Origin of the sequence: Ruminococcus sp. 1001136sp1_2201st1_G3_2201SCRN_220225, from assembly GCF_040924365.1 — a bacterium.
Lineage (GTDB): Bacteria > Bacillota > Clostridia > Lachnospirales > Lachnospiraceae > Blautia_A > Blautia_A faecis.
In genome coordinates this window covers 1-10680 of sequence record NZ_JBCOME010000045.1, presented here as the reverse complement: position 1 = coordinate 10680, position 10680 = coordinate 1, and the positions used below count along the sequence as shown (strand labels likewise).

General features: G+C 36.7%; 11 protein-coding genes and 1 pseudogene. 2 read left to right on the top strand and 10 right to left on the bottom strand.

Translation table 11 applies throughout. From position 1 onward, the window contains the following. A pseudogene (locus AB5642_RS14075) lies at positions 1-291 on the top strand (hypothetical protein); the annotation flags it as partial. 123 nt (positions 292-414) lie between these two features. After that, positions 415-1008 (top strand): hypothetical protein, encoded by a 594-nt coding sequence (locus AB5642_RS14070; protein WP_173717716.1) that lies wholly within the window; start codon positions 415-417, stop codon positions 1006-1008. Between the two features lie 85 nt (positions 1009-1093). On the opposite strand, the gene AB5642_RS14065 is transcribed toward AB5642_RS14070, so the two are convergent. From AB5642_RS14065 to AB5642_RS14020, 10 genes are all read right to left on the bottom strand, one after another. Then, positions 1094-1474: a hypothetical protein gene (locus AB5642_RS14065; protein ID WP_173717715.1), complete on the bottom strand. Its 381-nt coding sequence runs from the start codon at positions 1472-1474 to the stop codon at positions 1094-1096. Between the two features lie 155 nt (positions 1475-1629). Beyond that, the gene (locus AB5642_RS14060; protein WP_173717714.1) at positions 1630-1815 is read right to left on the bottom strand and encodes a hypothetical protein; all 186 of its coding nucleotides are present in this window, start codon (positions 1813-1815) and stop codon (positions 1630-1632) included. 238 nt (positions 1816-2053) lie between these two features. Continuing rightward, positions 2054-3340, bottom strand: coding sequence for an AAA family ATPase (locus AB5642_RS14055; protein WP_306467704.1), 1287 nt, complete (start codon positions 3338-3340; stop codon positions 2054-2056). A gap of 291 nt (positions 3341-3631) precedes the next feature. After that, positions 3632-4300 carry a hypothetical protein gene (locus AB5642_RS14050; protein WP_195379469.1) on the bottom strand — a complete coding sequence of 223 codons (669 nt, stop codon included), beginning with the start codon at positions 4298-4300 and terminating at the stop codon, positions 3632-3634. After that, positions 4221-4436, bottom strand: a complete 216-nt coding sequence (locus AB5642_RS14045) for an AAA family ATPase (RefSeq protein ID WP_227199039.1) — start codon at positions 4434-4436, stop codon at positions 4221-4223. Before AB5642_RS14045 ends, AB5642_RS14050 begins: the two co-directional genes overlap by 80 nt. Before the next feature lie 213 nt (positions 4437-4649). Next, positions 4650-5123 carry a hypothetical protein gene (locus AB5642_RS14040; protein ID WP_173718957.1) on the bottom strand — a complete coding sequence of 158 codons (474 nt, stop codon included), beginning with the start codon at positions 5121-5123 and terminating at the stop codon, positions 4650-4652. Positions 5124-5392: 269 nt separating this feature from the next. After that, positions 5393-5653: a hypothetical protein gene (locus tag AB5642_RS14035; RefSeq protein WP_195391609.1), complete on the bottom strand. Its 261-nt coding sequence runs from the start codon at positions 5651-5653 to the stop codon at positions 5393-5395. Then, positions 5643-6428: an Rpn family recombination-promoting nuclease/putative transposase gene (locus tag AB5642_RS14030; RefSeq protein ID WP_195391608.1), complete on the bottom strand. Its 786-nt coding sequence runs from the start codon at positions 6426-6428 to the stop codon at positions 5643-5645. Before AB5642_RS14030 ends, AB5642_RS14035 begins: the two co-directional genes overlap by 11 nt. 443 nt (positions 6429-6871) lie before the next feature. Continuing rightward, positions 6872-7075: a hypothetical protein gene (locus AB5642_RS14025; RefSeq protein WP_173718959.1), complete on the bottom strand. Its 204-nt coding sequence runs from the start codon at positions 7073-7075 to the stop codon at positions 6872-6874. Positions 7076-7508: 433 nt separating this feature from the next. After that, positions 7509-10680 (bottom strand): SIR2 family protein (locus tag AB5642_RS14020; RefSeq protein ID WP_368371699.1); only part of this gene is annotated, 3172 nt, incomplete at its 5' end.

The following is a 10680-nucleotide window of genomic DNA, read 5'->3' as shown; positions in this document are numbered from 1 at the left end:
GTATCAGATGGAGCGCTTATCGCTTCTCTGTGCGACGGCGCAGTTCTGGTTGTACGTGCTGGTACCACACCGCGTACTCTGATCAAGCAGTCTCTTTATGAGATCCAGCAGTCTGGCTGCAAGCTCCTCGGTACAGTTCTGAACCGTGCCGATGTAAAGGGACGTGCTTATGGCAAGTATGGCTATGGAAAATACGGTTATGGTTATGGATACGGCTATGGTTATGAGCCTAAGGATAAAAAAAACAGCTCTGACTCCGCTGCTGCAGATAAGAATTCTACCGGAAAATAACCGTTTGTACTATTTTTACCGGCTGTGAACTTTATTCACAGTAATCCAACTTCCGGATAAACGGGTCTGCGTGGGGAGACCGTTTATTAAATACATTAAATTAAGAAATAGAGGGTGTTACCAATGAAATCATTCAAAAAAGTAGCTGTGACTATCCTGGCTGCAGTAATGATGCTTCTCATCAGCACTACTGTTTTTGCAGCAGATTCACCTGTAAAAACATCTTTCAATGCTTCTCTTACCAAGAAAACTGTAACTTACACTGGTAAGAAACAGCAGCCAAAGGTTGTAGTTAAGAATGAAGCTGGAAAAACAATCAAAGCTAAATACTACACAGTAAAAGTTAAAACATGTAAGAATGCCGGAACATACAAAGTTACCATCATCGGTAAAGGAAAATATGCCGGATATACACAGACTCTTACTTACAAGATCAAAGCTAAAACTCAGAAGGTAACCTTAAAGTCTGCTGATAAATATACTGTAAAGGCTTCTGCAGTTAAGAAGAGCAGCAAGACTCTTAAGAAAGCTATCAAAGTAACTAAGAAAACTGGTAAAGTTTCTTACACAACAAACAACTCCAAGATCAAAGTTAACAAAAACGGTAAGATCGTAGTTGCTAAGGGAACCAAGAAAGGTACCTATCAGGTAAAAGTTACTGTTAAAGCTAAAAACTACAAGACAGTAAACAAATACATCACCGTTACAGTTAAATAATTCTGGTGTATAATAAAAAACAGCTCTCTGACCACGCAGGGAGCTGTTTTTTTATTGTTACTGATTTTCGCCTCACATATTATTCTCAGCTCAGGCGGCTGACCTTCTGGCGATACTCTTCCAGGTTGTCTTCGTCAATATAGCCGATACTCAACAAATATAAATTAAGCGCTTGTGTAAAATCCACCGCAGTTTCGGCACCGTTTAAAGCAAAATCCAGATCTATAATCTTCTTCTCCTCTTCCTCCGTGCAGTCTACAATCTGAAATTGAACAGAGCATTGCTCTATGTCATAATTCATCGCAAGCAATATTTCCTTATCACCCTTGCAAACAGACAATTCAATTTCACGTTCCACCACCTGTTTCAAATCCAGTCCATAATTTAATATACCGCTATTTTTTACATATTTGATATCATCGGCCTGTAAAATCAGCTGAAGTACGTCCTGTATTGTTTCCATCATTTTCTCTCACATCTTTTCTTTATTTCCACAGCTGTTTGCTGCTTCAAATTTCTATTCTCATAATAGCACGGAAACAGGAGCTTCACAAGTTTTATCTGTCTGTTTTTATCTAAAAATTTCGAGATTTTTTACTCTGTATTTGTCACATTCCAGATTTACTGTGCAGGTACTGCATCCGTTACAACAACCATAGCTGGCGGCCACCCTATGTCTACAGTATCATCAATAACTATACCGTCAGAAATATCCTTATATTCCGCCAGTATAAAATCAATTGCATTTTGTTCATCGTTTTCTTTGGGTCTATTTTTCAGCATAGCATTAAATGTATTTTTCATCATAGTTTCTCCTCGCTATGTTTACTTGAAATCTTCTAACTCCGATAATGATAAAATACTGTAAAACCAGGAATTTTAATATTTCTGAAATTTCTCAATCACACACTCATGCAGTTTCGTCTTCTTATCGTAATTAATACCTGCCAGCAGCAAATCCCCATGATAATCTTTTAGCACCTCACTATACTGCTGTCTCTTAATCTGGGCAATTGCTCCGGAAGCATTTTTATTCCATTTAAGTTCAATTATGGCTGCAGGTTTGTCCAGATGAAGCTTCCTGATGCACTTTATCGATTCCCTTTGCCACTGTATCACTGTCCATTCTCCACAAAGCTTCCAGCAGCTTTCTAGAATTTTCTACAGAGTCAATAACCTCAGGCCACTCCATAGTGCTGATTGCATTTATATATTCCTGAGATACTTCTTTATTGGGAATATAGACAGTTTTATCCGGCCAATGATAGCTCAAATAGCCAAGGTGGACCAGAAGGGTCAATACATCATCTTTTCCCTGAAAAGTCGCCATATCATTCGAAAAAGTTCCCGTGTTAATCTGTACCTTATCGCCTCCAAGCATTTTTATGACAGAATCTTTTAGGCCATCATAATTCAATCTAATATAAGTTTTAAGTGCTTCATAGGTTTCTGTCTGATTCCAGTAATTATCAAACACCCCACTGAGCATTGCATCCACTACAGATTTCGGGCTATACATGGAATAAATCTTTTTCTGATTCTCTTCTACTGTTATCAGTTCGTAGCCATCATACCAGGCCTTTGTTTCCTCAAAGCTTCTCTTGTACCGGGCACACAACATTTTTACTTCATCTTCTGTAAAACCAAAGAATTCAGCCATCTCACGGGGATTTGTCATAGAATACTCTGTGAACATATTCAAAGCGGAATGAGAACCATATTTTTTTATGGGCAAAATTCCTGTCATATATGCCAGCGCAACATAATCCTGATCCTTCAGCCACACTCTCAAAAAATCAAGATACTTCTTCTGTGCCTCTCTATCCTTCTTGTATTCCCGGAAAAGACAATCCCACTCATCGATCAAAATCACAAAAGGGCATTTTGTTTTTGCAAAAATATCCTTCATCACCTGTATCAAATCTTCAGAATCCCGAAAGTGCAGATTTCCATAAGCATCTAACAAATCAAACAGTAAATACCGCTTCAATCGTCCCAGCATCTCATCTACACTGTTGGTAACGCTCAGGAATTCCTGCATATTGATTTTGATAACATCATATTGGTTTAAATGGTCTCTATATGTGATTGCTCTGCTGATCCGCAAACCGCCAAACAAATCATCGCTATTTTCTTCTTTCTCATAATATGAAGCAAGCATATTAGCCGCCATAGACTTTCCAAATCGTCTCGGGCGGCTGACACATACATATCTCTGCTCTGTACAGATCAATTCATTTGTTCTGGCTATCAATTCACTCTTATCCACATAAATCTTGGACCTCAGACTATTGCGAAAAGAAGCACTTCCAGGATTCAGATAACTTCCCATATTACACACACTCCTGATAAAAAGTTCCACAGTATCAATTGCTTTTGCTTGAAATAATGATACCATGGAACTGCAAAAAAATCTATAAAATATGTGCTTTTAAACCATTAGCGTATACGTCTCGTTTTTATATCTTTTTAATCAATTCCATACTCTTCCAAAAGTTTCTGGCGAAAAGCAGGATCGTCAAGGGCACGCTTTCCTCAACTTCTTTTTCTATCTTCATTCCAGTCATCTCCTCCATTACACGGACAGCCTTCCTGTCTACATTTTCAAATGACGCATTCGCATTTACTTTTCAATCAAATTATCAACAGAAATATTATCCTCAACATTCAAATCAATCCCCAAACCTAGATTTGAATATCTGTTTTGTCTTTCAAAACAGATTTTACCCTCTGACTCCTCTATTTTTTCTGTTTTCCAATTGTCAACCAGGAAGTATATTTCATTATTTTCGTCCATCAGGTTCGAATAAGTAATTTCCAAGCATGATTCCACTTCCATATGCAATGTAACAGCCTCATTAACATTATTGTATCTTAATACCTCATCTATAAGTTTATTAACTTTAACTACATTATCCAAACTTCTTTTTGTTTCTATAACACCTAAAGAATTTCCACTTATATGTGAAACAATATAATAGTTTTCTACCGGAATTTTTGCCTCAAAAAAATCAAGATTTTTATCACAAAAATCACATTTTATATAGGTAATAATTTTCGAGCAATAATTATTTATTCGTCCCTCTATATTTGAAATCTCAATAACCTCATTAGTAACAGTGTCTGACTTATTATAATATTCCAAATTTTCTTTTACTTGAATATTTGGCAAAAAGCTATTTTTAGTTAATTCTGTTTGCAATTTACATGTCTCATATGCTCTCCAAGCAACCAAAAGACTCAATATACTTATTATAATTGGAATGTAGATATGCCATTTTACTTTTTTCATAATTCTTTTTTATTACATTTTTCTGATTTATCGTCTGATTCTGTATCATCTCAATTAAATGCCGGGTAATAAGCGGATGCATGCTTGCCTCAATTTCATCCACTACCAGTACAGCTCCAAAATCTATTGCGTCCATCCAAAGATCAATTCTGGAAAAAAACGCTGGGTACCACAGACTCCTGTCCAAGCAGTAAGGTAAATTGAATTACCATATAAGCCCTCCTTATATGGTAATTATTATATTGTCTCTTTATCTTATGATTTACATTTGGTGATTTTTGTTGGTGATATTGTAATGTATATTTTCTGCTCTCGCCCCTCCGGTTGCTCTGACTTTTTTAAAAATGAGCTAATATTTTTTACGTACTTCACTAATAAGTGTCTGATTTTTCTCTTTTACCAACTGTAGTTTCTCACCTAATTGATTTTGCATTTTGCGATCAAGCCGTTTTCCCATATAGCTCACATATGTATTTTTAAAATCAATCCACGCATCATTAAAATCATTATATTCTTTTTTAAAAACTTTTAAGTCAAACTCATTTGTATCATAATATCGGACAATATCCAATATCACACTCTCAAAAATGCCAATACTATTTCCTGCTACACTTGAATCACGCATTGCAGCAATATTTGTTTGAACGAAAGTATCGTTTAATTCTTGCAATTTATTCCAAAACTGTTTTAATATATCATCTCGTATGTCTTGTCTTTTATTATATCTTTCAATTTTTTTACTTAAAATTTTTTGAAATGCAAAAACAATAATCCCATTACAAATTATTGGAACTAGCAAAACTATCCAATCTTTAGTACTCATTATCATTCCCCTCTTATAAGGTTATTCTATCCCTTCAAGTTTCAGCACCTTAAAACTCTTATCTCCTAACTATTTCCATTATGCCACAGAACCATCCGAAACACCAGTAAAACCACCACCACATTCCGCATAGTTTTGATGCAGCCATAATTTACAAGTAACGTAGCAATATTTTGTGCTTCCTATGCAAAAACGGAGACATATGCCTCCGCTTTTTAGTATATTTCCTTTGCCTGTGTTGTTTTCTCCACTCTCTTTATATTTTCCTATTATTTCTCCGATTCTAATCTGGCAAGTTTTTCACGCAATTCTGCAAGCTGCCTTTCTGCCGCATCTGCGCGTTCTTTCTCTACATCCGCCCTTTCTTTCTCCGCATCCGCCCTTTCTTTCTCCGCATCCGCCCTTTCTTTCTCTCTTTGTGTATTCTTTCGTTCAGCCTGTATGTCCATCTTCTCCGCATTTTCAAATAAGATTCCCATACCCTGCCCTCCAATCTCGCCCATCAGTTCCCGGGCTTCTTCATTCGGCACATTCATCTTTTTTTAGCAGTGCCCACAGTACTTTTATAATGACTTCCTTTATCTCATCCGATGCCTGGGCGTATGCAGTGTCCACAAATTCTCTTGCTTCTTCTGTAAACCTTTTCCAGTCCTCCGGATTTTGTATCTTATTGATCAGCATTACAAGAGCCATCTCGTCTCCTTTTTTGCTGAGTTCCTCATTCGTATATTGCTGCACACTGACTACGTGGTATTGAAAATCGGGTATGTATTCGCTCATTTCTTCCGCGAACTCTATCCGGTCTTTCAAATGCAGGCCTGCCGTCCACTTTTCTTTCCCTTCATAATAGACAAAGGGAATGATCAACGGATATCTGAATGCTTTTCTGCGATTTGCATCTTTCTTTTTCTTATTCTGCTCCATCCGATAGTCGTACCAGATAACACTCATGTAACGAAAAAGCTGCATCGCAACGTCGTAATCTACTGCACTTTTATGCTCAATCAAGGAGATCACATAAATTTCCCTGTCTGGTGTCCCATCTGCCTGGTGCAGGCATACCTTTTTGATGGTGTCTGATTCAAATTCGATTCCAAGAAACGCATGGTACCGTTCTGTTACGTCTTCGATATCTTCCGGTCGCACTCCAGCCAGCATCTGAATTCCTGTATAATTACTTAAAAACTGACTCGTCAGGCGATTATTCTTGAAAATCTCATGTCCATTCACATCTCTGATATGCGATGTAACATCATAATCTATGTGCTTTTCTCTTTTGCCCTGTGACTGTAATTCTTTCTTCATCGTACCTCCATACGGAAAACAAAATCACAGACAAAAGATATTTACAAGTTAAATTTAGCATATTTAATGCGTATCAGCAAGACCAAAAAACGAACAATTTTCCATACTTTTCTATTATATAATTTATCTTGTATACACTTTTCCACCGGACCACGACCAGACGGAAGCCCCATTCCTTACGCTCCTCAACAACAACTTTTTGTAAGTGCCTCAAAACATGGCGTAGTGCAATCCAGTAATATTTTAAATTATAACTCGTCTTATACCCATCACCGCCGCCCAGCACACGCCGGACGGCGGCATCCACGGCATCCAGCCGTTATCCGGCCACATACCCATTTTCTTTAATTACATTCACAACCATATCCTCATACTTCTGGCAGATTCCTTCAGGCTGCCTTTCGCCTTTACAATTCTTGTCTTGTTCTCCCCATCCCGAACGGCTAGACCGACTGAGTCATAGCCGCGGTATTCCAGTTTTGATAAACAATCCAAAAGGATGGGTGCAGCCTGGGAAGCTGACTCAGTTTCTCCGTATCTTTTGAATACTTTATAAACTGCATCACTTCCCGGAAATTTGAAGTAAAATGTTCCAATACTTCTGTGTCCTCCATGTACTCTTTTGTGATGATATCCTTTCTTCCCATGGACTTCACCATCTTCTATGATTGGTTTTTCAGAAGAGCTTATGTAAGTTTGAAACTCTTATGATGTATATAGGATAGCATACTATTTCCTTTTCTGGAAAAAAAATATATTGGAAAAGTATGAAATCCAACAGCTAGCCCTAAGTATGTGATTTTCATAAGTGCCTCAAAACATTGTAACTCCAATGTGAACTTCCAGAAATTTTCCGCCTAAAACTCGCACCACAGCCTCAGCTGTAGTGCATTCCTTGTCTATTCCTTTATTTCTCTCTCAGTTTCTTCCACATTCAGGAAGTTCATTATCTCCTCATAAGACCGTCCACTCTTAACAATTGCTGACAGGATTTCATCCTTTCTTATCGCATCCCGTTTGTCCAGTCCCTTCAGGGGGGCTCCCTTCAGGGGGTCTGCACCCACCGTGGCTGCTTTATGGCTATTTTAAACATATATAATCTTGATGCTCTTTCGCATATAGATTAATCTGCACTTCTTCTGCACAATCATTTATCATATTGTCCCCTTTCATTTCTTTACAAGCAAACATAAAGTCAGGAGCTGCTACGACCACATTATCTGCTTTTTCGAGCCATTGCAAAATCATTCTAAGGAATGGACTTTCTTCTCTCCACAAGCTATCCTGCAACCCAATTATTCCTGAGTACATGATGTGGATTCTCTTAATTGCCAATAATTCCTTCTGACGGTTCTCTCTAAAAATGCAAATGATAGTTCTCATAGGAACGATAATTTCCATTCCAACCGCATTAAGTCCTGGCATCCTATACCAGTAATTTAAATGCGCCCGATTAAGCAAACCGGCAATAAAATTTTTATCCGAACTAAAAGATGCTCTTATTTTCCCACCCCAACCAACATAGAAAGAACTTTTCTGCGGTCTGGCACACACCATAGTGCATTGATCAAACCTACTCATAAATGGAATTTTTAATTGCTGCATTTCTTCCACCACAGCCACAGCTTCTTTATATTTCATATTTGCCACATAAAGCTTTAAAATGGTATCGTATATTTGTATTTTTGCATACTGAGGTGCTTTTGTAAGCATATACCGATTCCATGCAATACGCTCTTCATAACCAGAATAATCCGCAATATTAATTTTAATAGCCTCCTCAAGTTCTTTCGCCAGGGTCATATCTCCTTTGATCTGATCATAATAAAGTGAATAAAGCTCCATAGCTTTAAACTTATCATTCCAATCCAAAAGTTCTTCCCGCACACAATCTGCATAAAACTGCGGCTGTTCATATGAAATATCAGGCGGATCTGCCATAAGCTGATCATACAAATGATTATATTCTTTTCTTTTTTTATTTCGAATCAAAAAGCCCTTCATGATTCTAAATGAACCATCATAATCCTTATGTTCCTCAAACATTTTAGAAAATTTCTTATATGCAGCCTCCATATTACCGTATAATTCATCGACAAATCCTATATTTTCAGCATCTTGAAAATACTCCTGGGGATATTGCTTTCTTAAATCCTCATAAAACTGAATGCTTTTTCCAGTTATTGCGACATCAAGTACCATTTGAAATATACGTCTGTCTTCAATAGGGTAATCTTTTTGCGCATGTATTATAAGTGCATTGCAAAGGCGCACATATTCAGCTGGATTAATATGGTGAAACAGTTCAATTCTGCCATATACACAACGATATTCAATATAGCTTCTATCTTTGGGATTCAGCTTTTTTAACAAATCGTTTCCCACAATATGGTGATATTCAGCATCCGTTTCCGCTTTTAACATCCAAATATAATCTTTATCCGGCAAATATTTTTCATATTTATTGTAAAAATCATAAAACGTAATATATTCCTTCAACCAATATAAAGTCTGAAGATAGGCAAAACCACTTTTCTCAACAAAACTGTGAACAACCTCTTCATCTGAAAAATTCATGATATACTGAAAATGAATCTTCGCCTTAAACAAACACTCCACATCAATCTGATATTTTTTTGGATTTTTCTCATAGCGAAGCTCAGTTCTCGCCAATTCGAAATAATTATTTGCCAATTCCTCATGTATAACCATTAAATCATCCAGTTCACTTGCACGCAATAAATATTCTATGGCCTCTTTATGTTCATGAAAAAGCTGTCCTGATGCAAGCCCAAGCCAGTAATAAGCTACGCTCTCAGATTCCCTGTCCTCATAATCTTTAAGATTTAAAAGATTATATGTATCTGGATTAATATATTTTTTCTTTAAGCCAAGATATGCTTCACGATATCTTTTATTTTCTTCATCACTTCTTGGCGATTTTGTATAGACCGGAATCTGACCACTAATATGATTGGCATCCGGCAAAAATTGTTTATAAACTTTTATGATATCCAGCAGTAGTTCTGATAGAATTCTGTTCCTGCCATTATTTTCAAGAACTTCTATTCCTTTATCAAATTCCCGTAAATTGCAATACAGTTGCCCCTGCATAAAAGAAATTTTATTTCTATTTGCATATATTTCCTTATCTTCATATACACTATCCAGCAGTTTGACTGCTTCAGCATCTTTACGCAGTACTCCGTAATACCATAAAAGTCCGCACACAATATTTATTTTAAAAGCTACTGACTTTGATGCAAAATCCTGCTTCTCGTATTCAGCATAATAAAGATCATACAATTTGGTTGCCTGCTCGCTGTTTATCAACTGCTTTCCCTTCTCAATAATTTTCTTTTCAAACAGTTGCATATCAAATTTCTTATTGACTGGCAGTATCTCTACAGATGCACTATTTACATCTATATCTCTTAATTTAAAAATATTCTGAAGGCAATCCCTTATTCCATCTATGTGTCCCTTTTTTGACGCATCATAAAATACAGTCTCAATTCCATATTGGGTTTTAATTCGCTCAATTTTTTCAGCATTTTTATCTGCTTCACTTTTATCAAACAGAATAAAATGCTGCGCCTGGTAGTGATGTAAAATCTTATCAAATAATTTTTGGATATATTTATCCTCAAATGAAAACCCCATAAATAAAAATGTAAAGTGGGTTCTCATATGCTCAAATTCAGACTTGAAGCTATCGGTATTATAAAGTTTCTGATAGGAATCGCGTGACAACACAATACTTTCAGGTCTGCTTATCTCACCATGTAATGGAATTACTACATGATCATAAGCTGAATAAGCAAACTGATTAATCTGTATATTTTCCAGGTCTTCGAGGCAAAAAGTTCTTGCCTCAGCAAAGTCATTTATATACTGATCATAGTTTGTGGTCATGTAACGAATTTTTGAAAATAAAGCCAGATCCCGATAATTATTGTCAACTGAATTTGAATTTTCTTTCGCCTCGGTCATGCTCTTTGCAATGTATTCCCGAAGCATTTGATCAGATACACCAGCTTCCAGAATAACATCTGTAGCATCTAAATATTCATTACGATCCAGACATTTACGGATACATTCTTTTTTCTCATCTGATACTGAAAAATAATCAGCTGATTTTTCTATTAATTCCCGCCAACTCGGTAACCCCATTGGAATGGATAGTCCACTGCCAACAACAGGAATTAAAGTAACTCTGGAGTAGCACTCCTGAAGAATCTGTATATTATCC

Excerpts from the sequence above, each read along its gene's own strand:
- AB5642_RS14060 (WP_173717714.1), bottom strand. The coding sequence starts at position 1,815 with ATGATGAAAAATACATTTAATGCTATGCTGAAAAATAGACCCAAAGAA.
- AB5642_RS14065 (WP_173717715.1), bottom strand. The coding sequence starts at position 1,474 with ATGATGGAAACAATACAGGACGTACTTCAGCTGATTTTACAGGCCGAT.
- AB5642_RS14030 (WP_195391608.1), bottom strand. The coding sequence starts at position 6,428 with ATGAAGAAAGAATTACAGTCACAGGGCAAAAGAGAAAAGCACATAGAT.
- AB5642_RS14025 (WP_173718959.1), bottom strand. The coding sequence starts at position 7,075 with ATGGGAAGAAAGGATATCATCACAAAAGAGTACATGGAGGACACAGAA.
- AB5642_RS14040 (WP_173718957.1), bottom strand. The coding sequence starts at position 5,123 with ATGAGTACTAAAGATTGGATAGTTTTGCTAGTTCCAATAATTTGTAAT.
- AB5642_RS14070 (WP_173717716.1), top strand. The coding sequence starts at position 415 with ATGAAATCATTCAAAAAAGTAGCTGTGACTATCCTGGCTGCAGTAATG.
- AB5642_RS14045 (WP_227199039.1), bottom strand. The coding sequence starts at position 4,436 with ATGGACGCAATAGATTTTGGAGCTGTACTGGTAGTGGATGAAATTGAG.
- AB5642_RS14050 (WP_195379469.1), bottom strand. The coding sequence starts at position 4,300 with ATGAAAAAAGTAAAATGGCATATCTACATTCCAATTATAATAAGTATA.
- AB5642_RS14055 (WP_306467704.1), bottom strand. The coding sequence starts at position 3,340 with ATGGGAAGTTATCTGAATCCTGGAAGTGCTTCTTTTCGCAATAGTCTG.